This window comes from Martelella sp. NC20, from assembly GCF_013459645.1.
GTDB lineage: Bacteria > Pseudomonadota > Alphaproteobacteria > Rhizobiales > Rhizobiaceae > Martelella.
Genome location: NZ_CP054861.1, coordinates 4,991,862 through 5,012,655 on the forward strand (window position 1 = coordinate 4,991,862; position 20,794 = coordinate 5,012,655).

General features: G+C 63.7%; 19 protein-coding genes and 1 riboswitch. Of the genes, 11 read left to right on the top strand and 8 right to left on the bottom strand.

Annotated elements, in window-relative coordinates; translation table 11 throughout:
- Positions 1–25 precede the first annotated feature (25 nt).
- From HQ843_RS23875 to HQ843_RS23890, 4 genes are all read left to right on the top strand, one after another.
- Positions 26–1,264, top strand: a complete 1,239-nt coding sequence (locus HQ843_RS23875) for a COG4223 family protein (protein WP_180900863.1) — start codon at positions 26–28, stop codon at positions 1,262–1,264.
- A gap of 11 nt (positions 1,265–1,275) precedes the next feature.
- Entirely contained in the window at positions 1,276–3,042 is a 1,767-nt protein-coding gene (locus tag HQ843_RS23880) for a heme biosynthesis protein HemY (protein ID WP_180900862.1), read from the top strand.
- Positions 3,043–3,156: 114 nt separating this feature from the next.
- Positions 3,157–3,645: a tellurite resistance TerB family protein gene (locus tag HQ843_RS23885; RefSeq protein ID WP_180900861.1), complete on the top strand. Its 489-nt coding sequence runs from the start codon at positions 3,157–3,159 to the stop codon at positions 3,643–3,645.
- Positions 3,638–4,357 carry a glutamine amidotransferase gene (locus HQ843_RS23890; protein ID WP_246710209.1) on the top strand — a complete coding sequence of 240 codons (720 nt, stop codon included), beginning with the start codon at positions 3,638–3,640 and terminating at the stop codon, positions 4,355–4,357. The genes HQ843_RS23885 and HQ843_RS23890 overlap by 8 nt, the downstream gene beginning before the upstream one ends.
- Here HQ843_RS23890 and HQ843_RS23895 read toward each other — a convergent pair.
- Positions 4,348–5,607 carry an MFS transporter gene (locus HQ843_RS23895; protein ID WP_180900859.1) on the bottom strand — a complete coding sequence of 420 codons (1,260 nt, stop codon included), beginning with the start codon at positions 5,605–5,607 and terminating at the stop codon, positions 4,348–4,350. The two genes, HQ843_RS23890 and HQ843_RS23895, sit on opposite strands and share 10 nt — an antisense overlap.
- Before the next feature lie 139 nt (positions 5,608–5,746).
- On the opposite strand from HQ843_RS23895, the gene HQ843_RS23900 reads away from it, so the two are divergent.
- Positions 5,747–6,037 (top strand): YggT family protein, encoded by a 291-nt coding sequence (locus HQ843_RS23900; RefSeq protein WP_180900858.1) that lies wholly within the window; start codon positions 5,747–5,749, stop codon positions 6,035–6,037.
- A gap of 2 nt (positions 6,038–6,039) precedes the next feature.
- Here the strand turns inward: HQ843_RS23900 and HQ843_RS23905 are convergent, their stop codons facing one another.
- Entirely contained in the window at positions 6,040–7,128 is a 1,089-nt protein-coding gene (locus HQ843_RS23905; protein ID WP_180900857.1) for a 2'-deoxycytidine 5'-triphosphate deaminase, read from the bottom strand.
- Between the two features lie 70 nt (positions 7,129–7,198).
- Positions 7,199–7,276: riboswitch (SAM riboswitch) on the top strand.
- A gap of 33 nt (positions 7,277–7,309) precedes the next feature.
- Between HQ843_RS23905 and HQ843_RS23910 the strand changes: the two genes are divergently transcribed.
- Both HQ843_RS23910 and apaG read left to right on the top strand, forming a co-directional pair.
- Positions 7,310–8,494 (top strand): O-succinylhomoserine sulfhydrylase, encoded by a 1,185-nt coding sequence (locus HQ843_RS23910; RefSeq protein ID WP_180900856.1) that lies wholly within the window; start codon positions 7,310–7,312, stop codon positions 8,492–8,494.
- 65 nt (positions 8,495–8,559) lie between these two features.
- Complete coding sequence (apaG, locus tag HQ843_RS23915; protein WP_210275296.1) at positions 8,560–8,955, top strand: Co2+/Mg2+ efflux protein ApaG; 396 nt, start codon at positions 8,560–8,562, stop codon at positions 8,953–8,955.
- Positions 8,956–9,416: 461 nt separating this feature from the next.
- Here the strand turns inward: apaG and HQ843_RS23920 are convergent, their stop codons facing one another.
- From HQ843_RS23920 to HQ843_RS23940, 5 genes are all read right to left on the bottom strand, one after another.
- Positions 9,417–11,024, bottom strand: a complete 1,608-nt coding sequence (locus HQ843_RS23920; RefSeq protein ID WP_180900855.1) for an APC family permease — start codon at positions 11,022–11,024, stop codon at positions 9,417–9,419.
- A 217-nt stretch (positions 11,025–11,241) separates the two neighbouring features.
- On the bottom strand, positions 11,242–12,858 hold the full coding sequence (locus HQ843_RS23925) for an FMN-binding glutamate synthase family protein (RefSeq protein ID WP_180900854.1): 1,617 nt from the start codon (positions 12,856–12,858) through the stop codon (positions 11,242–11,244).
- Between the two features lie 136 nt (positions 12,859–12,994).
- A complete protein-coding gene (truB, locus tag HQ843_RS23930; RefSeq protein ID WP_180900853.1) occupies positions 12,995–13,927 on the bottom strand; it encodes a tRNA pseudouridine(55) synthase TruB in 933 nt (310 codons plus the stop codon).
- A 4-nt stretch (positions 13,928–13,931) separates the two neighbouring features.
- The gene (gene rbfA, locus HQ843_RS23935) at positions 13,932–14,336 is read right to left on the bottom strand and encodes a 30S ribosome-binding factor RbfA (RefSeq protein WP_180900852.1); all 405 of its coding nucleotides are present in this window, start codon (positions 14,334–14,336) and stop codon (positions 13,932–13,934) included.
- 183 nt (positions 14,337–14,519) lie between these two features.
- Positions 14,520–15,425, bottom strand: a complete 906-nt coding sequence (locus HQ843_RS23940; protein ID WP_246710210.1) for an ABC transporter substrate-binding protein — start codon at positions 15,423–15,425, stop codon at positions 14,520–14,522.
- A 95-nt stretch (positions 15,426–15,520) separates the two neighbouring features.
- Between HQ843_RS23940 and HQ843_RS23945 the strand changes: the two genes are divergently transcribed.
- From HQ843_RS23945 to HQ843_RS23955, 3 genes are read left to right on the top strand one after another with little or no spacing between them, the layout of a single operon-like run.
- A complete protein-coding gene (locus tag HQ843_RS23945; protein WP_180900851.1) occupies positions 15,521–16,513 on the top strand; it encodes a FecCD family ABC transporter permease in 993 nt (330 codons plus the stop codon).
- The gene (locus HQ843_RS23950) at positions 16,510–17,523 is read left to right on the top strand and encodes a FecCD family ABC transporter permease (RefSeq protein ID WP_180900850.1); all 1,014 of its coding nucleotides are present in this window, start codon (positions 16,510–16,512) and stop codon (positions 17,521–17,523) included. Before HQ843_RS23945 ends, HQ843_RS23950 begins: the two co-directional genes overlap by 4 nt.
- On the top strand, positions 17,516–18,355 hold the full coding sequence (locus HQ843_RS23955) for an ABC transporter ATP-binding protein (protein ID WP_180900849.1): 840 nt from the start codon (positions 17,516–17,518) through the stop codon (positions 18,353–18,355). The genes HQ843_RS23950 and HQ843_RS23955 overlap by 8 nt, the downstream gene beginning before the upstream one ends.
- Here the strand turns inward: HQ843_RS23955 and HQ843_RS23960 are convergent.
- On the bottom strand, positions 18,313–19,245 hold the full coding sequence (locus HQ843_RS23960; protein WP_180900848.1) for an ABC transporter substrate-binding protein: 933 nt from the start codon (positions 19,243–19,245) through the stop codon (positions 18,313–18,315). The genes HQ843_RS23955 and HQ843_RS23960 overlap by 43 nt on opposite strands.
- Before the next feature lie 176 nt (positions 19,246–19,421).
- Here HQ843_RS23960 and HQ843_RS23965 point away from each other — a divergent pair, with 176 nt between their 5' ends.
- Positions 19,422–20,792 (top strand): aminotransferase, encoded by a 1,371-nt coding sequence (locus HQ843_RS23965; RefSeq protein WP_246710211.1) that lies wholly within the window; start codon positions 19,422–19,424, stop codon positions 20,790–20,792.
- The last annotated feature ends 2 nt before the right edge of the window (positions 20,793–20,794 follow it).

Here is a 20,794-nt window from a genome sequence, read left to right on the forward strand (position 1 = left end):
ACCGGGAAGCGCAAAGGAGGTAGCCATGGTTTCGGATACGCCGTCTTCGAAAGACGAAAAGAAAAACGTCGCGACACCGGAAGATACGGCCGCGAGCGCGCCCGTGCCGCCAAAAACCGATGATACCGCCGTTGAAACCGCGATGGCAGACGTCGCCGCTGCGATCAAGCGCCATGAGGACCATCAGGGCGAAGACGTTTCCGAAGCCGACAGCACCGGCGAGGACGCCGCGACCGACGCCACGGCGGGAGGCGCGCCGCCGCCGCCGCCCGAGCCGCCGGCTCCGGCTGCTTCTTCCGGCAAGGGCCTGGGCCTCGCCGCTCTGCTCGCCGCCGGTGTCGCCGGGGCCGTGTTCGCGCTTGCCGGGGCGTTCGCGCTCTCCTCCGCCGGCCTCCTCGGCACCCCCGCCGGCGGCAAGGTCAATGACGAGATCGCCTCGCTCCGCCAGGAGATCGAAACGCTGAAAGCCAATGACGGCTCGGCCTCCCTGCAATCGCAACTCGACGCGCTGAAACAACAGGTACAGAGTTCCAAGACCTCGGCCGAGGACATCGCGAGCCTCAAGCAGCAGGTCAGTTCCATTCAGAGCACGCAACAGAGCGACGTTGGCGCGGTCAAGAGCCTCGAATCCCGGCTCGATCAGTTGAAATCCAGCCTGTCCTCCGACCAGCAGGCGGTGCGGCAGAAGCTTGCGGCGCTGGAGGCGAAGGTGAACACGCCCGGCAAGGATCTGGCCGTTGCCCGCGCTATTGCCGCCGCCGGCCTGAAATCGGCGATCGACCGGGGCGACAATTTCGCGACCGAGCTTGCGACCTATGCCGAGGTCGCGCCGGAAAATACCGATATCTCGAAGCTCAAGGCGCTCGCGACAAGCGGCATTCCGACCCGCGAGGAACTCTCCGCCGAATTCTCCGACGCCGCCGACGCCATCATCGCGGCGACCGAAGCGCCGCCGCCGGAGGGCAATATATTCAATCGCCTGGTCGACAGCGCCAAGGACCTCGTCAGCGTGCGCCCCGTCGGCGATGTCGAGGGCGACACCGTGCCGGCAATTGTCGCGCGTATTGAAAACGCGCTGACAAAGGGCGATCTGAAGAAGGCGGAGGCCGAATGGGAAACGCTGCCTGCGGACGGCAAGCAGGCCTCGCAGAAATTCGCCGATGGGCTGAAGGCCCGGATCGAGGCCGATGACCTCGTTTCCAGCACGCTTTCGAGCGCGCTCGGCGCCACCGCCGGCGCGCCCGTCGCGCCGACAGGCAATTGAGGAGGTAGGTTATGATCAAGCTGCTGGTCTTCGCGATCATCGTTCTTGCCTTCGCGCTGGGCTTTTCCTGGTTCGCCGACCGCCCCGGCGAACTGACGCTTGTGTGGCAGGGCCAGATTTTCGAGACCCCGCTGACCACCGCGCTCGCCCTGCTGATCGCCCTCATCTTCGTGGTGATGATCGTCTGGTGGCTTGTGAGCGCGATCTGGACCTCGCCGAAAAGCGTGACCCGCTATTTCCGCGCCCGCAAGCGCGATCGCGGCTATCAGGCGATCTCGACCGGGCTGATCGCCGTCGGGTCCGGCAATCTGGTGATGGCCCGCAAGATGAGCACGCGCGCCCATGCCCTGCTCAGCGCCGATCAGGAACCGCTGATTCACGTACTCGATGCGCAGGTGGCGCTGACCGAGGGCAATTACGACAAGGCGCGACGCCTGTTCGAGGCGATGTCGGAGGATCCCGAAACCGCCGAACTCGGGCTGCGCGGCCTTTACCTCGAGGCCAAGCGCGTCGGCGCCGAGGAGGCCGCCCAGCATTTTGCCGAGCAGGCCGCCGACAAGGCGCCCTATCTCGCCTGGGCCGCCAAGGCGACGCTCGAGGTCCGCGCCCGCCAGGGCCGCTGGGACGATGCGATCCGCCTTCTGGACCAGCAGCGCTCCGCCAAGGTGACCGACAAGGACGGTTCGGCGCGGCTGAAATCGGTGGTGCTGACCGCGCGCGCCGAAAGCAGGCTCGACGCCGACCCGAAAGCCGCCGCCGCCGACGCGTTGCAGGCGCTGAAGCTGCGCGACGATTTCCACCCCGCGGCCATCATCGCCGCCAAGGCCTATCTGGCGCAGGGCAATCTCCGGAAATCGGCGGGCGTTCTGGAAATGGTGTGGAAGAAGGAACCCCATCCCCAGACCGGTGCGCTTTACGTGCGCGCCCGCGGCGGCGACAGCGCCGTCGACCGGCTGAAGCGGGCCGAGAAACTGGAGGCGCTGAAGCCCAACAACTGGGTCTCGCTGATGGTCGCCGCCCGCGCAGCGCTCGATGCCCGCGAATTCGAGAAGGCCCGCACCAAGGCGGAGGCGGCCGCGCGCATGCAGCCGCGCGAAAGCGCCTTCCTGCTGCTGGCCGATATCGAGGAGGCCGAAACCGGCGATCAGGCCCGTGTGCGCCACTGGATGGCGCAGGCGCTGCGTTCCGAACGCGATCCGACCTGGGTTGCCGACGGTCTTGTTTCCGAATACTGGCGGCCGTTCTCGCCAACGACCGGCCAGCTCGACGCCTTTGCCTGGAAGGTGCCTTACGGCGAAATCGCCGGGCCGATCGAGGAAGGCACGGCGTCCCGCCTCGACGAGGCGCTGAAAAGCCTGCCCCCGGTCGGCGGCCTTCGTTCAGAGCCGGAAACGCCGGCGGACGCCCCGATATTCGAGAAGCAGGCCACGCCGGAACCGGAAGCGCCGCAAACATCCGAGGCCGAGGCATCTTCCGACGATAAAAGCATGACGGAGGCCCCGACAACAGAATCAGTCCGGCCCGTGACCCCGAACGCCGGCGCTTCCGCCATCAAATCGGATGAAGCCGCGATCCCGCCCGAAGAAAAGCCCCTCGTCGTGGAAGCGCTTTCGGAAGATATCCCGCCGCGGCCCGCCGAGGGCGGCGCGGAGGAGGACGACAACGAGCGCGAAGCCCCGTTATCTCCCTTTGGCGGGCGCACTCCCGACGATCCGGGCATCGGCGAAAACGAGGACGACGACACCCCGCCGACCGCGAAAAAGCGCCGGTTCTTCTGATCCGGTCAGCCTTTGTGTCGTAAACGTAATTTGATCGACCCCTGCTATCTGATCTATTGGCGAACGCGCAAGGGCAGGTCATGATGGCATATAGAACAAGGCGAATCTCTCAGTATGTTTGAAAAAATCAGCAGGTTTCTACAGGACATCGGCAATGACGGACCGCACGGCGAGGCGCGTCCGGACGACGCCCGCGTGGCCGTGGTCGCGCTCTGTTATCAGGTGATGGAGGCTGACGGCGTCGTCAGCGAGAGCGAGCGCAGCAGGCTCAGGGAACTGATAGAGAGCCAGTACGACCTGCACGGCGCCGGACTGGAAGAGCTGATTTCCGCCGGCGAGGAGGCCGGCAGCGAGGCGGTCGACTTCTATCGCTTCACCTCCGATGTCAAACGCCATCTCGACGAGGACCAGCGCGTGCGTCTCATCGGGCTGTTGTGGGACATCGCCTATGCCGACGGCAGCCGCAGCGAGATGGAGGACAATGTCGTCTGGCGGATTGCCGAACTGATCGGCGTTTCGGGCCGCGAGCGGGTGCTGGAACGCCAGGCCGCGCTCAAACGCGCGGCAATCGACGACCATGGAGACATTCCCGTTGATGATTGAACCACGCCGACCGATCCTGGTCATCCTTCATCAGGAACGCTCGACCCCCGGCCGTGTCGGCCAGATGCTTACAGAAAAGGGCTTCCGCCTCGATATCCGCCGCCCGGCGCTGGGCGACAGGCTGCCCGATACGCTTGAGGCTCATTCCGGGGCCGTGGTCTTCGGCGGCCCGATGAGCGCCAATGACAATGAGGACTATGTCCGGCGCGAAATCGACTGGCTTTCAGTTCCGCTGAAGGAAAACCGCCCCTATCTCGGAATTTGCCTCGGCGCGCAGATGCTGGCCCGCCATCTCGGCGGCAGGGTCGAGAGCAACAGCGACGGCTCGGTCGAGATCGGCTGGTATCCGTTGCACGCGACCAATCACGGCCGGCTGATGATGAACTGGCCGGCCATGGTCTATCAGTTTCACCGCGAAGGGTTTGAGCTGCCGCATGGCGCCGAGTTGCTCGCGGGCGGCGACCTCTACCCGAACCAGGCTTTCCGCTATGGCGAAAAGGCCTATGGCGTGCAGTTTCATGCCGAACTGACCCGGATGATGATGCAGCGATGGGTGGTGCACGGCGCCAGCCGTTTCTCGCTGCCTAAGGCTCAGGCCGGTCACCTTCACCTTGAGGGCCGGATGCTGCATGACCGGGCGCTCAAGGTCTGGCTCAGCGAATTTCTCGACATCGTTTTCGAGCGCGTACCGGCGAAATCGGTTCAGGGCTGATCCGGGTTTCCGGCCAGATGTTCGGGCATCTCCAGACTGTCGATCTTTCTCAGCCTGGTAAAGCCCATCGCCCAGATCACCGCGACCGCAAGCGAACCGACGCCGCCGAAGACGACCGCCGGCACGGCGCCGATGACATGCGCCATCGTGCCGGCGCGGAACTCGCCCAACTCGTTGGAAGCGCCGACGAACACCATGTTGACCGCATTGACGCGACCGCGCAGCTCATCCGGCGTCCACAGCGCGATCAGGGTCTCGCGCACATAGACCGAGATCATGTCCGCCCCGCCCATGACCGCGAGTGCCGCAATCGAAATCCAGGCGCTTTGCGACAGGCCGAAGACGACGGTGGAAAGGCCGAACATCGCCACGCCGGCGAACATGAAATAGCCGGCATGATGACGGATCGGCACGGTTGCCAGAAGCAGCGCGACAATAACGCCGCCGACGCCGGGCGCCGCGCGCAACAGGCCAAGCCCCCACGGTCCGAGCGCCAGAATGTCGCGGGCAAAGACCGGCATCAGCGCCACCGCGCCGCCGAGCAGCACCACGAACAGATCGAGCGAGATCGCGCCGAGAACCACTTTTTCCGAAGTGATGAAGCGGAAACCGGCGAGGATGGTCCTGATCGTGACCGCGCTTGTCGGACGGCTCTGGCTCGGCTTCGGCACGGTCAGCATCAGCAATGTTGCCGCCGCAAACAGGCCGAGCGCCGTTGAATAGGCAAGGACAGCGCCGACGCCGTAAAGCAGGCCGCCGGCGACCGGGCCGACGATCGAGGCGATCTGCCAGGACGATGAGTTCCAGGCGATCGCATTGGCCAGATCCCTTTCCGGCACCAGGTTTGGCGCAAGCGATTGCAGCGCCGGGCCGGAAAAGGCGCGCTCCGTACCGAAGACCGCGAGCAGCCCGAAGACCGGCCAGGGCGAAAACAGGCCGAGCATGGTGATCGCCAGAAGGCAGGCGGCGCAGGCGGTCGCCACCGCAAAACAGATCGCCGCGATCACGCGGCGGTTGTAGCGGTCGGCAACCGTGCCGGTCACCAGCGTCAAAAGCAGCGCGGGCAGGAACTGGAACAGGCCGATGAGACCGAGATAGAAGGCATTTCCGGTCTCGTCATACATCTGCCAGCCGACAGCGACGGATACGATCTGGACCGCGAACGTGCCCAGAAAACGCGAGAAGAAATAAAGGGAATAGCCTTTGTGGCGGAAGGCGTCGAAACGGGCGCCGGACTGGGAAACGTTCATCTGCGACAAGCTTTCCGGGGAGATACATTGCGCGAGGTAAGTCCTGGCCCCGGCAATAAATACCGGACAAAACCCTCCGCCCCTTGCCCGTTTAGAATTGAATGTCTAAATGTTTGCAAGGAAAAAACGGGAGTCCTTCATGATCGCGCTGTTCGAGACGATTTACTACGCCCTTGAAATCTATAAGTGGGTGATCATCGCCAGCGCTATCTTCTCCTGGCTCTTTGCGTTCAACATCATCAATGCCCACAGCCCGTTCATCAACTCGATCGGACGCATGCTCTATGCGGTGACCGAGCCGGTCTACCGGCCGATCCGCAATTTCCTGCCCAATCTCGGCGGCATCGACATTTCGCCGGTGATCGTGCTTCTGATCGTGTTCTTCCTGCAGCGCCTGATCCTGACCGGCGTCATCCCGCGCCTTTACTGATCTCAGCCGGCCCTGAAATGCTTGGAGAGCTTCAGGCCCTGCGCCTGATAGTTTGAGCCGAGACCCGCGCCATAAAGGGTTTCGGGCATTTCCAGCATGTGCTCGTAGATCAGCCGGCCGACAATCTGGCCGTGTTCGAGGATGAACGGCACCTCGTGGCTGCGCACCTCCAGCACGGCGCGCGCGCCCCTGCCGCCGGCGCCTGCATGGCCGAATCCGGGATCGAAAAAGCCGGCATAATGCACCCGGAACTCGCCCACCAGCGGATCGAACGGAGTCATTTCGGCAGCACACAGCGGCGGCACGTGCACGGCCTCGCGCGAGACCAGAATGTAGAATTCGTCCGGATCGAGGATCAGTTCGCCCTTGCCGCGGCCCTGGATCGGTTCCCAGAAATCCAGAATGTCGTAGCCGGCCTTGCGGTCGACATCGATCACGCCGGTGTGGTGCTTGCCGCGATAACCGACCAGCCCCTCGCCCGCCAGATCGATCGACAGCGCGATCCCGCCGCCGGAGACATTCGGCATCTCGCTCGCCACCAGTGTCTCGCGCTCGTGAAGCGCCAGAAGCGCCTCCTCGGTCAGCACCGACTGGCCTGTGCGGAAGCGGATCTGCGACAACCGCGACCCCTGCCTGACGATCACCGGGAATGTGCGCGGCGAGATTTCGAGATAGAGCGGCCCCTCGTAACCCGCCGGAACGATGTCGAATTCCTGCGCGTAATCGGAAATCACCCGGGTGAAGATATCGAGCCGGCCGGTCGAGCTTTTCGGATTGGTCGAGGCCGACAGCCCGTCCGTCAGTTTCAGCGCCTCCATCAGTTCCACGATATAGACGCAACCGGTCTCCAGCACCGCGCCCTCGGAAAGGTCGATCTCGTGCAGGCTGAGGCGGGAAAGCTTGTCTTCGACCTTGTGACCGGGGCCCGGCAGGAAGCTCGCCCGCACCCGATAGGCCTTGGGTCCGAGCCTCAAGTCGAGGCTCGCCGGCTGGATCTGGTCGTGATCGCGCGGCACGGCTGCAATCAGATTGCCGCTCTCAAACAGGCTGGCGATCGCACGATCGGCCAGAATTCCGGGCTTTTGTGACATGTTTTGCTCCTGTCGCGCGACAAAACCAAGGTTTCAGAATTGACGCAAGCGGTTATAGGGATTATGCCGCCTTTATACCCGTGGTGATTTGGCCGGTCGGCTTGCAGCCACGTTAAACAACTAGCTAAAAGACCGGGTGAACCGGTCCCGCGCGACCGGTTTTTTTGTTTGGAGAGATTTGATGAAAAAGTCCTGGCGTCCTCAGACCAAGCTCGTTCACGGTGGCAGCCTCCGTTCGCAGTATGGCGAAATGTCGGAGGGCATCTTCCTCACGCAGGGCTTTCTCTACGAAAATTCCGCCGCCGCCGAGGCCCGCTTCAAGGGCGAGGAAGAAGGCTTCATCTATGCCCGTTACGGCAGCCCGACCAATGCGATGTTCGAGCAGCGCATGTGCGCGCTGGAAGGCGCGGAAGATGCCCGCGCCACCGCCTCCGGCATGGCCGCCGTTTCCGCCGCGATCCTGTGCCAGTTGAAGGCCGGCGACCATATCGTCGCCGCCCGCGCGCTGTTCGGCTCGTGTCGCTGGGTGGTCGAAACGCTGGCGCCGAAATACGGCATCGAATGCACGCTGGTGGATGGCCGCGACCTTGCCAACTGGGAAGCCGCGATCCGCCCCAATACCAAACTGTTCTTCCTTGAAAGCCCCACCAACCCGACGCTGGAAGTGGTCGATATCGCCGGCGTTGCAGCCCTTGCCAAACAGGCCGGCGCCCGCACCGTGGTCGACAACGTGTTTGCCACAGCACTTTACCAGAAGCCGCTGGAGCTTGGCGCCGACATCGTCGTCTATTCCGCGACCAAGCATATCGACGGCCAGGGCCGGGTCCTTGGCGGCGTAGTGCTGTCGTCGAAGGAATGGATCGAGGAAGAGCTTCAGGATTATTTCCGCCACACCGGCCCCGCGCTTTCGCCGTTCAATGCCTGGCTGCTTTTGAAGGGGCTGGAGACCTTCCCGCTCAGGGTGCGCCAGCAGACCGAGACCGCGGGCCGGATCGCCGATTTTCTGGCCGACCAGAAACAGGTGGCGCGCGTCATCTATCCGGGCCGCGCCGACCATCCCCAGGCCGATATCGTGAAGAAGCAGATGGCCGCCGGCTCCTCGCTGGTCGCCTTCGAACTGAAGGGCGGCAAGGATGCGGCCTTCGCGTTGCAGGACCGGCTGGATATCGTCTCGATCTCCAACAATCTCGGCGATGCCAAGAGCCTGATCACCCATCCGGCAACCACGACGCACAAGAACCTGGCGGAAGAAGCACGCCTGGAACTCGGCATTACCGGCGGCACGATCCGGTTCTCGGCCGGCATCGAGGATACCGACGATCTGATCGAGGATTTCGCCCAGGCCCTTGCGAAATTGCCAGCTTGAGCCACATTGCCCTGATGGGCGGTTGCGTGACCGCAGCCGCTCAAGGCTTTAGCCGGGGAGTATCAGTGGCCTACAGGGCAATCACCAACGATATCGAGGTCAGCGTCGGGCCAAGCTTCCTTGACGGCCACTCGATGCCGGAAGACAGGCACTTCGTCTGGGCCTACGAGATCGAGATCGTCAATCACCGCGACGAGCGCATCCAGATTCTGTCCCGCCACTGGACGATCACCAATGCAGAGGGGATTGTCGAGACCGTGTCGGGTTCCGGCGTCGCCGGCAAGCAGCCGATGATCGAGGCCGGAGCGCGCTACAGCTACCAGTCCGCGGCCCCTCTGGATACGCCCTCCGGCATCATGGTCGGCCACTACATCATCAAGACCGCCGACGACCGGCTCCTCAAGATCGACATCCCCGCCTTCTCCCTGGATTCGCCCTATGAGATACGAAGCCGGCATTGATTTTACGAGAAGGCTTTTCGTTTTCGCGAACAACCGCTGGGCCTAAAGCGACGGGCGCTTGACCGGAGAAGGAGACATAACGAACCATCCGTCGATGTGGAAGGACGGTTCAGGCTTATGACAAAGTGCTCCCCAAACTCGTCCGTCATGCCGGGCTCGACCCGGCATCTAGGGCCGCTTGTGGTGCATCTCAAAAAAGGGATTTTACGCGCAAGGTCTCTCTGCTCTGCTCATCGCAAGTGGCCCTGGATCCCGGCTCAAGGCCGGGATGACGGCGGAGAGGGAGGCGATGCCGCGAATACGCACGGTTTGTCAACAACCCGAACCACCCGTCGATGAGCAAGGGCGGATCGGGCCTGGTGCATCGCCCGATGCTCCAGATTCTTTATTTTGACGCGTCGGGCTAACGAAAAACCGGTAACCACTTTTTCGTCCGACGCTCTGGAGCCAGACAGAGGGGACTACTCCCGCGTCATCGCGTCCTCAAGGTCGTCGCCGTCATATTCCTGGCGTTCGATCTCGTGCTGCTCGCGGCGGAAGCGGTCGAAGACGTCCTGTGAAACGCGGCCGCGGATTGCCATCAGGAAGATCACGACCGCGAACAGGCCGACCAGCACCGAATCGAGCGGGTGCGGGATAACGCCGAGACCGCCGCCATAACCGCCGAGATAGGAGATGACGGTAAGGCCGGCCATATAGACGCCGAACCACACCGCGCTCATCGGCTCCAGATCCTCCCGGCCGATCACGGCGAAGCGCAGCAGGAACAGCACCGCGCCGACGGCAAGCAACGCCAGCAAAAGCCAGATCGTGCTCCAGCCGGACCAGTAGATCATCAGGCTCGCGATCACGAAGGCAAGGGCGCCGATGAAACCGGCGGCCGGCACCACGAAGGGGCGGTGCGCATTGGGCGCCAGATAGCGGAAGGCGACCATGGAAACCGGACCGGCGATGAACGACAATACGACCGCCGCGCTGTTCAGCGCGAGGATCTGCTGAAACGGCAGCACGATCAGCATGAACAGCGCCACAAAATAGTTCAGGATCAGCGCCCAGAGCGGAACGCCATATTCGTTGAGCTTGGCAAACAGGCGCGGAAACACGCCGTTGTTCGACATCGCCAGCGCCAGGCGCGCATTCGAACTGACCGAGACGAGGCCGCTGCCGGCGGGCGAAACCACGGCCGCGACATTCAGCATGCTGAGAAGCCACAAGACGCCGACAGAGGTCGCGAGCGCACCGAGCGGACCGAGCTCATGGGTCGATTCGATGGTCTGCCAGCCGCCCGAAAGCGAGGCCGGGTCGATGGCGCCGACGAAGGCGATCTGCAGGCCGACATAGACCGCAAGGCAGATCAGCACCGACAGGATCAGCGCCAGCGGGATAACCCTCTGGGTGTCGCGCACCTCGCCCGCAAGGTCGATCGCATGGCGGAAGCCGATGAAGGCAAAGACCACGCCGCCGGTGGAAACGGCAGCGAAAATGCCGGGAACGCCGAACGGCGCGAAACCGCCGGCGGACGTGAAGTTCGAGGGCTCGAACCGGGCCGCGACGATGACGACGATGAACACCACCGGCACAAACAGCTTGAACCATGTCATCGTGGTATTGATGCGGGCAAACCAGGCCACGCCGAAGACGTTGACGACGGTCAGCACCGCAAGAAACGCGGCCGCGGCGAGATAGCCGGAAATGGTCAATCCGCCGGCACTGTTGGTCAGCCACGGCAGATAGGAGGAGGCGTAGCCGAGCGAGGCCTTCACCTCGATCGGCGCGGTCGTGCAATAGCCGACCCACGCGCTCCAACCCATGGCAAGCGCCAGCAGCCGTCCGTGGGAAAATTGCGGGATACGGGCGATGCCGCCCGCGATCGGAAACAGCGTGGAATTTTCGGCATAGGTGAGTGCGATCAGCAGCATCGCCACCGCACCGATCAGCCAGGCAATGATGGAGGCAGGGCCCGCAAGCTGCGCCGTCTCAAGCGGAGCAAACAGCCAACCAGAGCCCAAAACACCGCCGACCGCGACGAAAGTCAGTCCGAGCAGCCCTATTTCGCGTCGCATTGCCATAGAAAATCCCCCTTAGCTCAATGCGCTTAAACGACTGCAGCCGACCACCCCTGCTGGCTTACTACAATGAATATGCAATTTTCAGCTTCAATTATTCCGACGGGCGCGAAACCGAGTCAATCGGTTTCGAGCCCGTCGCTTACATTCGTCGACGTTGCGTCCAAATTGCAACCCAGAACCCTGGAATGCCAGTCTTATGGACTGCGCCGGAACTGCTTCAGCCGTTGCTGGCTCTCATCCGCACCAGATCGGCCGTGGGGCGGAAACTGTCCGGGCTCGCCGCCCGCCACCAGTCGGCATAGAGCGTCGAGCCAGGGTCCTCCAGCAGCACGCCTTCCGGCAGGAACGTGTGCAGCTTGTCGAGCGGCACGGCATCATGCGAGCCGACGCGGTGCATGATGTGATGCGGCTGCAGGTCCTGCGGATGGGCATAGCCGCAGGCGGCGACGATCTCCGACAGCGCCTCGACGGTCTTCTTCTGGAACCGGGCCGCGTTGGCGCCCTGCTCTTCCGGCACCAGCGCGCGCTGGCGCCATTTATCCTGGGTGGTGACCCCGGTGGGACAGGTGCCGGTGTGACAGCGTTGCGCCTGGATGCAGCCGACGGACATCATGAAGGCACGCGCCGCATTGCACCAGTCGGCGCCGAGCGCGAGATTGTGCGCAAGCCCCATGCCGGAAAACACCTTGCCGCTGGCGGCAAGGCGGACATGTTTCTTCACGCCCGCGCCCACCAGCGCGTTGCGCATTATGATCAGCCCGTCCCAAAGCGGCATGCCGACCCAGTCGGCAAGCTCCAGCGGGGCAGCCCCCGTGCCGCCCTCGGCGCCGTCGATCACGATGAAATCGGGATAGATGCCGGTCGAAAGCATGGCCTTGACCAGCGCGAAGGGTTCATGCGGCTGGCCAACGCAGAACTTGATGCCGACGGGCTTGCCGCCCGAAAGATCGCGCATCCGGGCAGCGAATTCCAGCATCTCCACCGGCGTCGAAAACGCCGAGTGACCACGCGGCGACAGACAGTTCTCATAAGCCGGGACGCCGCGAACATCGGCGATCTCCGGCGTCACCTTGGAACCGAGCAGCATGCCGCCATGGCCGGGCTTGGCGCCCTGGCTCACCTTGATCTCGGTCATCTTGACCGCGTCATTGGCAGCCTTGTCGCGGAATTTTTCCGGGTCGAAATGGCCATCCTTGTCGCGCGCGCCGAAATAGCCGGAACCGATTTCCCAGACCAGATCGCCGCCATGTTCGAGATGATAGCGGCTCAACCCGCCCTCGCCGGTATCCTGGTAGAACCCGCCGGTCTTCGCACCGATATTCATCGCCCGCACGGCATTGGCCGAGAGCGCGCCAAAACTCATCGCCGAGATATTGAGGATCGAGGCCTCGTAGGGTTTCGACGACTGCTCGTTGCCGACCGTCACCCGCGGCGAGCGATCCGGATCGGTGTTCGGCGCCATGCTGTGGGAGATCCAGTGATGCGGATCCTCGTAGACTTCAAGTTCCGTGCCGAAGGGCACCGTGTCGGAAAGACCGTGCGCCCGCGTCCTGATCAACTGTCGGGCGGCATAGGAATAGGGGGTGCCATGGGTGTCGTCCTCGACCGCATAGGCGCGGATGAAAGGGCGAAGCGACAGCGCCAACCAGCGCAGCCGCCCCGCAACCGGATAGTTGCGGGTAATCGTCCACGACGACTGGAACCAGTCATAGAAAGCAATGGCCAGCACAGGGATCGTGATCAGCAGGATCCAGAACCAGCCGGTGGCAATCGCAATAACGGTGAAAAAGGCGGCGGCGATCGGTACGATGCACCGCATGAGCATATCCAGCATGCAACCTCCCATTGTGGTAAGCCAGCGTTATCAGAATCTCTACGCTTTTGCCACCACAACCGAAAGGCCACGCAACAGGAATTCGGGAGTGGTTCCGCTTTTCTTCAGATCGCGGATCCACCCCACCGGCGAAAACCTACCCGAATACCCGCCTTGGCCGGAACTGGCCCTCGGCAATCTCGCCGATCGCCACCAGCTTTCCGGCGACCGAGGCGTAGGCGTCCGGTTCTTCCACGGGGGCGTGGGCGCCGCGCAGGATGATCGGGTTGCCGAGCTTCAGGCGGCGGGCCTGGTCTTCCGTGACCGGCACATGCGGCAGGCTGGTGAGCGCTTCGGACGTATCGATGAGATATTCCTCAAGGGCTGCAAACCGCTCGGCATCATCCTCGATCTCCTCGAGCGCGACGAGATCGGACAGCGGCACCAGCATGTCTTCGGAAAACGGCGCCACGAAGGGGCGGCGCAGCGACGAGATATGACCGTAGCAGCCGAGATCGCGGCCCATGTCGCGGGCAAGCGCGCGCACATAGGTTCCCTTGCCGCACTCGACCTCGAATTCCGCGGAATTTTCGTCCGGGCAGCCGAGCAGCGTCAGGCGGTGGATTTCGACCTCGCGGGTCGGGATATCGACGATCTCGCCCTCGCGCGCCAGGTCATAGGCGCGGTTGCCGTCGATCTTGATGGCGGAGAACTGCGGCGGAACCTGTTCGATGACTCCGGTATATCCGGCAAGCAATGCCTCGATATCGGCGCGCTGCGGCCGCTTGTCAGAGCTTTTGCTGACTTCGCCTTCGAGGTCGTCCGTGGTGCGTTCCTCGCCCCAGCTGACGGTGAATTCATAGATCTTGCGGCCGTCCATCACGTAAGGCACGGTCTTGGTGGCATCGCCGAGCGCGATCGGCAGCATGCCGGAGGCGAGCGGATCGAGCGTGCCGGCGTGTCCCGCCTTCTGGGCCTTGTAGAGCCACTTGATCTTGGACACGGCCTCGGTGGAACCGAAATCGATCGGCTTGTCGAGGATCAGCCAGCCGGAGATCGGACGGCCCTTGGGTTTTCTCTGTCGCGCCATGGTCTTATTCTTCGCTGTCGTCGCGATCGAGATCGCGCGCCACTTCGGGCGAATGCAGAAGCTCGTCGATCTTGCGGAAGTTCTCGAAGCTGGTGTCGTCGCGGAACCTGAGTTCCGGAATGTTCTTCATCTGCCGGATCTCGCGCGTGATCCGGCCGCGCAGGAATTTCGCGTGATGATTGAGCGCCTTCACCACCGCATCATGGTCGGTCTGGCCAAGCGGCGTGACATAGGCGGTCGCGACCTTGAGGTCCGGCGACATCCGCACTTCGGAAATGGAAATCACGGTGGTTTCGATCAGCGGGTCGAGAAGATCGCCGCGCTGCAACACCTTGGTAATGGCGGCGCGCACCTGTTCGCCAACGCGAAGCATGCGCTGGGAGGGCGCCGAGGAGGTAGCTCTCGTCATAGAAGTCCTGGTTCGTTCGTGTTCGTGTCGATCCGGTCTGACGGGGGTCGAACCCGGCCGGACGCCATAGACCGCCCGTTTAACGCTTCGAATGTCGAAGGTCAATCGGGTCTCTCAAACGGCAAATGCCGCGCGGGTTGCCCACCCGCACGGCAAGAAGAACAGGTTCAAAGCCGGCTATCGTTACTGAACGCCGTAAATCCGGGCGGTATCGTCGAGCATCAGGTCGGCCGCCAGAACGCCGCCCGCGGTGTTCCAGATCGCGTCGGAAACGCCATGGACCTTACCAGCCTTGACGGCGGAGAGCGATTGCCAGAGCGGGTCCGCCAGAACCTCCTGTTCAAGCGCCGCGCCCTCGCCATTGCCGACCTCCCAGGTGAAATAGAATATCCGGTCGCCATCCATGTCCGGAATGCTTTCCTTGCCGGTGCGGATCGCGAATTCCTCGACATTCTGGTTCTCCGGGCGGTGGAACCCGATATCCTTCAGCAGGACGCCCGAGAAACTGTCGAGCTGGTAGATGCGGATCTGGCCCGGCAGAAAGCGGATGACCGAGACTTCCTCATCGGTCGCGTCGCCGAGCTTTTGGCGAAGGGCGGCGACCTTGGCATCATAGGCGGCGATGACCTCGTCACCCTTGTCGGAAAGGCCGAGCGCTTCGGCATAGAGCTTGAAATTGACCTTCCAGTCGCCGCGCAGTTCGCCCGACATTACCGTCGGCGCGATCGCGGAAAGCTGGGGATAGATTTCCTCCTGACGCTGACGGTTGCCGATGATCAGATCCGGCTCAAGCGCCGCGACCAGTTCCAGATTGACAGCGCTTTCGGTCCCGACCGGCTCGGCATCGCCCATCTTGTCCTCGATGTGATCCCACCACGGATCGCCCTGCCAGGAATTGACCGCGCCGACCGGCTGGACGCCGAGCGCGAGCAGCGCCTCGGTGCCCTCATTGGTGAGCACCACGACGCGCGCGGGATGATCGGGAACCGTGACGGCGCCCATCGCACCGGTCACGTCGCGGGCGGCTAGCGGGGTTGCAAGCAAGGCGGCAAGGGCAGCCACTACTGCCAGTCGGATCAATCGGACCACGGGAACTCTCAAGTTGAATATTGCGCTCATGTTTCGGATTTAAAGTTGACCAATTCAATCAGCAATGTCAATCGTCGCTGCGAAAGGGAACCCCCGTGCGAAAACCGCTGCTGCTGTTGAGCCTGACATTGCTGATCGCCGTGATTGCAAGCCTGCATCTCGGCGTACGGTTCTATGGTCCCGCAAATGTGTGGTCGGCGTTTTCGGGCGGCGGCGACACGGCGGACATCATCATTCGCACCCTGCGTCTGCCGCGCACCCTGAACGCGATGGCGACCGGCGCCGCCCTCGCCGTCTCCGGCCTGCTGATGCAGGCGACCACCCGCAACGCGCTCGCCGAACCCGGGCTTCTCGGCGTCAATGCCGGGGCTGCCTTCGCGGTGGCCTTCGGTCTGGTGATCTTCGGCGTGGTCTCGGTCGGCGCCATCGGCTTGCTTGCGGTCTGCGGCGCGCTTGCCGCCACCGCGCTCGTCTTCGGCCTGTCCTCCGCGCTCGGGCCGCAGGCGGGGCCAACGGGCATATTGCTGATCGGCGTCACGGTTGCCGCCATGCTTGCCTCGCTCACCCAGCTTGCCCTGCTTCTGGACGAGACCGCGCTTGAAACGCTGCTGTTCTGGCTCTCCGGCGGCTTTGCCGATCGCCCGCTGGCGCTGCTGTCGGTCGGCGTTGCGGCGCTCGCGATCGCGCTTTCCGGATGCGTCTTTCTCGGTCCCTCCATCGATGCGCTGCGGCTTGACGACCAGAGCGCCAAAGGCATCGGCGTCGATGTCGCCCGCACGCGCATTGCAGCGCTCGCGCTTGCCGCCCTGCTCTCTGCCGGCGCGGTCGCCATGTCCGGCCCGGTCGCCTTTCTCGGGCTGATCGCGCCGCATATCGCGCGCCGGCTTGCGCCAGACCGTCCGGCCTTTATCGGCATGGCCGTACTCGCCATGCTGACGGGCGCGATCATCGCGGTGCTGGCCGATATTCTGGCGCGCCTGATCGTCGCCCCCGGCGAAGCGCCGATCGGCGCCGTGCTTGCCTTTGTCGGCGTGCCGTTCCTGATCGTGCTGCTGCGCGCCAGAAGATTGCGGGAGGTCGGCGTATGACCTCCCCCGCCCTTCGCCTGATTATTCTCGGGGCGCTTCTGGCGCTCTGCCTGGTCATCGCCACCGGCCTCGGATCGAGCTTCATCGGGCCGGAGCGGGTCATCGCCGCCCTTTTCGGCCATGGCAGCCGGATGGACACCGTGATCATCTGGACGCTGCGGCTGCCAAGGGTGGCGCTGGCGGTCGCGGCCGGCATGGCGCTCGGCCTTGCCGGCGCGATCCTGCAGCGCGCGCTTAGAAACCCGATGGCCGCCCCCTCGATCCTCGGCATCACCGATGGCGCGGCCTTCGGCGTCGTCACCTTCCTGTGGCTGTTTTCCGACAACGCCAATGTGCTGATGGTATCGATCCACTGGCAACCGCTGGCGGCCGTCATCGGCGCGCTGGCCTTTGCCGTCCTTGTCGGGTTGCTGACGCTCGCCGACCAACGCCGCCGCGATCCCGTTCGGGTGATCCTTTATGGCATCGCCCTTTCGGCGCTGGCCAAGGCCGCAGTCACGCTGATGATGATCATCGGCCCGGTCTATCGCGCCAGCCAGGCGCTGCAATGGATCACCGGCTCGGTCAGCGCCGCCCACTGGATGGATGTCGGCGTCGTCACGCTCGGCCTAGCGGCCGCGATCCCCGTCCTTGTCTTCCTGCGCCTGCCGATGCGCCAGATCGTGCTCGATACCCAGACGGCCGCCACAACCGGATTTTCGGTTGATCGCAACCGGATCGCGCTGATGATCCTTTCGGTTCTGCTGACGGCGCTGGCGATCTCGCAGGTCGGTGCGATCGGCTTCGTCGGGCTGATCGCGCCCCATGCCGCACGGCTCTGCTACGGCCAGTTCACCGCCGGCTATCTGTTGGCCACCGCCCTGCTCGGCGGCGTGCTGGTGCTTGCTGCCGATACGCTGGCCCGCACGATCGCAAGCCCGCTCGAACTGCCGGCAGGCGCGGTCACCGCGCTGATCGGCGCGCCGCTTTTCCTCATCCTCATTCTCAGGAGCCAGCGCAACAATGTCTAAGCCGCTCGCCGCCATGTCCGCGCTTTCCGCAAGTTATGATGGATTTCCGGCGCTCCATGCGGTCGACCTGACGTTGCCGGAGGAACGGATCATCGCCTTTTGCGGGCCGAACGGCAGCGGCAAGTCGACAGCGCTCAAGGTGCTGCGCGCGCTCCACGCGCCAAGCGGCGGCACGGCCGAAGTGGCGGGCAAGGCGCTCGATGAATGGACGCCGCGCGCGCTTGCCCGGGAAATCGCGATGCTCAGCCAGTCGCCGGACGCGCCGGAGGACATGAGCGTGTCCGATCTCGCCATGCTCGGCCGCTATTCCCGCCGCAGCCGGTTTTCCGGTCCGTCCGCGGAAGACCGGCGCGCCGTCGAGAGCGCGCTTCGGACCACCGGCATGGATGCGCTTTCGACCCGCAGTATCGGCCAGCTTTCGGGCGGGCAGGTGCAGCGCGCCTGGATCGCGATGACGCTGGCGCAGGACGCGCCGCGGATCTTCCTCGACGAGCCGACCAACCATCTCGACATCGCCCACGCGCTTGAAATCCTGGATCTGCTGGTGATGCTCAACCGCCGGGAGAAGCGCAGCTTCGTGATCGTGCTGCACGACCTCAACCACGCGCTGCGCTATGCCGATCATGTCGTGCTGTTCGACAACGGCCGGATCGCCGCCGAAGGCGCGACCCGCGACGTTCTGACCGAGGAACGGATCAGCGCCGTGTTCGATATCGATTGCCGGATACTGCCGTTGCCGGAAACCGACCTGCCGGTGATCGTGCCGCTGTCCCGCCAGCCGGGTTCGGCTTACTCGGGGAGCACCTCGGCCGGCGGCAGTTCGACCTCGTAGACATCGGCGAGATCATCCAGCATTTTCTGGGCGGCGAACCAGCCGCCGGCGGTCGCCCACACGCCGTCATCGACCTCGTGGACGCGACCATCCCCGACCGCCGAAAGCCGCGACCACAGCGGATCGGACAGGAATTCCTCCGACATCGCCCTGCCCTTGCCGTCGCCGGTATCATAGGTCAGCCAGAAAATCCGGTCGCCATCCATGTCGGGAATGCTTTCGCGGCCGACCGCGAGCGCGAGCCCGTCGGCATCCTGCTGCGGCGGCCGGGTGAAGCCGGCATCAGCCAGCACATGGCCGAGGAAGCTGCCGTTCAGGTAGAGATAGGTCTGGCCCGGCACGAAGCGCACCACCGATATGCTCTCGCCGGCCTTGTCGCCAAGCCCGTCCTTCAGCGCCTCGACCCGGCCCTCATAGCTTGCCAGTGCCGCCTCGCCCTCGGCCTCGCGGTTCAGCACATCGGCGACAAACGCGAAATTGTCCTTCCACGCGCCGAGCCCTTCGATGAACACGGTCGGCGCGATCGCCGAAAGCTGACCGTAGATCTCCTCGTCGCGCTTGCGGCTGCCGATGATCAGGTCGGGCTCAAGCGCCGCCACCAGCTCGACATTGACGGAAAGTTCGGTTCCTAGCACTTCGGTTCCGTTGAGCCTGTCGCCAAGATGTGGATACCACGGGTCGCCATACCAGGATTGCGGCGCGCCGACCGGGGTCACGCCGAGCGCGAGCGCGGCCTCGGTCGTCTCATTGGTCAGCGTGATTACCTTCAGCGGCGCATCCGGCACCTCCGTCGTGCCCATGGCATGGTCGATCGCCTCACCGGCGAACGCGATGCCGCTTGTCAGAAACGAGATGGAAAGAACGGCGGATGCGAGAATTCCGGACGGCATGGGGCCCCCTGCTGGTTGAGAACAGGGCGCAATACTTGAGTTAAACAGTCATCATTGTCAATCGAGGCAGCGCGCCATTCAATTGCGAACTTCATGGTCGGCGCGAACAGACATGGCTTGACGATGGCTGTCGTACGCGACAAACCTCGCAGCCTGAGCAACAGACGGAGAAAACGATGCATGCATGGGAAAAACACGGCATGGAAAACCTCTTTCCGGGCTTTTCTGATTTCGCCTCGCTGGATGAAATCGGCCCGATCGTGCTCTCCCACGGCGAGGGCGTCCATGTCGTCGATGTCGATGGCAAGCGCTATCTCGATGCCAATTCCGGGCTCTGGAACAATGTCGCCGGCTTCAACCATCAGGGCCTGATCGATGCGCTCTGCGCCCAGGCCAGACGTTTTCCCGGCTACCATTCCTTCTTCGGCCGGGTCGCCGATGTCACGGTCGAACTGTCGGCACGGCTGATCGGCCTGTCGCCGTTTGAAAGCGGCAAGGTCTACTATACCAATTCCGGCTCCGAGGCGAACGACACCATGGTCAAGATGCTGTGGATGATCAATCGCGCCAAAGGCGAGCCGGAGCGGCGCAAGATCATCACCCGCCAGAACGCCTATCACGGCGTCACCATCGCCACCGCGTCGATGACCGCCAAGCCCTATAATGCCGAGTTCGGCCTGCCGCTGCCGGGTTTCCTGCACGCCGACTGCCCGCATTTCTGGCGCCACGGCCTGCCGGGCGAGAGCGAGGAGGCGTTCACCCAGCGCATGGCCCGCAACCTTGAGGACCTGATCGAGCGCGAGGGACCGGAAACGATCGCCGGCATGTTTGCCGAGCCGGTGCAGGGCGCAGGCGGCGTTATCCCGCCCTCGAAGGGCTATTTCCAGGCGATCCGCCCGATCCTGAGGAAATACGGCATCCCGCTGATCGCCGACGAGGTGATCTGCGGTTTCGGACGGCTTGGCGAAATGTGGGGCAGCGATGTCTATGCCATCGAGCCGGACGCGATCATCGCCTCGAAATGCCTGACCGCCGGCTATTACCCGATGGGCGCGGTCATTCTCGGCGAGCAGCTCTCGTCGTCGCTGATGGAGGCCTGCGAACGCTTCGGCGAATTCCCCCACGGTTTCACCGCAGCCGGCAGTCCGCTCGGCAGCGCCGTTGCGCTGAAGGCGCTCGACGTGATCGAGAATGAAGGGCTGATCGACAATGTCCGCAAGCTCTCACCGCACTTCCTGGAGCGGCTCGGCCGGCTCGGAGAGCACCGTCACGCCGGCGAGGCGCGCGGCATCGGGTTTATGGGCGCGATCGAAATCGTTGCCGACAGGAACACAAAGGCGGGTTTTGACGGCAAGATCGGCATATCCGAAAGGATCGCCAACAAGGCGCTTCTAAACGGACTGATCTGCCGCCCGCTCGGCGCTTCCGTCGTGCTGGCGCCGCCCTTCATCATCACCCGGTCGGAGATGGACACGATGTTCGACATTCTGGAGAAGACCATCGAAGAGGTGTTTGCCGATGTCGGGCCGATGACCGGCCCGGCATAAGC

Coding starts and splice junctions, on each gene's coding strand:
- HQ843_RS23875 (WP_180900863.1), top strand. CDS start 26: ATGGTTTCGGATACGCCGTCTTCGAAAGACGAAAAGAAAAACGTCGCG.
- HQ843_RS23880 (WP_180900862.1), top strand. CDS start 1,276: ATGATCAAGCTGCTGGTCTTCGCGATCATCGTTCTTGCCTTCGCGCTG.
- HQ843_RS23885 (WP_180900861.1), top strand. CDS start 3,157: ATGTTTGAAAAAATCAGCAGGTTTCTACAGGACATCGGCAATGACGGA.
- HQ843_RS23890 (WP_246710209.1), top strand. CDS start 3,638: ATGATTGAACCACGCCGACCGATCCTGGTCATCCTTCATCAGGAACGC.
- HQ843_RS23895 (WP_180900859.1), bottom strand. CDS start 5,607: ATGAACGTTTCCCAGTCCGGCGCCCGTTTCGACGCCTTCCGCCACAAA.
- HQ843_RS23900 (WP_180900858.1), top strand. CDS start 5,747: ATGATCGCGCTGTTCGAGACGATTTACTACGCCCTTGAAATCTATAAG.
- HQ843_RS23905 (WP_180900857.1), bottom strand. CDS start 7,128: ATGTCACAAAAGCCCGGAATTCTGGCCGATCGTGCGATCGCCAGCCTG.
- HQ843_RS23910 (WP_180900856.1), top strand. CDS start 7,310: ATGAAAAAGTCCTGGCGTCCTCAGACCAAGCTCGTTCACGGTGGCAGC.
- HQ843_RS23920 (WP_180900855.1), bottom strand. CDS start 11,024: ATGGCAATGCGACGCGAAATAGGGCTGCTCGGACTGACTTTCGTCGCG.
- HQ843_RS23925 (WP_180900854.1), bottom strand. CDS start 12,858: ATGCTGGATATGCTCATGCGGTGCATCGTACCGATCGCCGCCGCCTTT.
- truB (WP_180900853.1), bottom strand. CDS start 13,927: ATGGCGCGACAGAGAAAACCCAAGGGCCGTCCGATCTCCGGCTGGCTG.
- rbfA (WP_180900852.1), bottom strand. CDS start 14,336: ATGACGAGAGCTACCTCCTCGGCGCCCTCCCAGCGCATGCTTCGCGTT.
- HQ843_RS23950 (WP_180900850.1), top strand. CDS start 16,510: ATGACCTCCCCCGCCCTTCGCCTGATTATTCTCGGGGCGCTTCTGGCG.
- HQ843_RS23955 (WP_180900849.1), top strand. CDS start 17,516: ATGTCTAAGCCGCTCGCCGCCATGTCCGCGCTTTCCGCAAGTTATGAT.
- HQ843_RS23960 (WP_180900848.1), bottom strand. CDS start 19,245: ATGCCGTCCGGAATTCTCGCATCCGCCGTTCTTTCCATCTCGTTTCTG.
- HQ843_RS23965 (WP_246710211.1), top strand. CDS start 19,422: ATGCATGCATGGGAAAAACACGGCATGGAAAACCTCTTTCCGGGCTTT.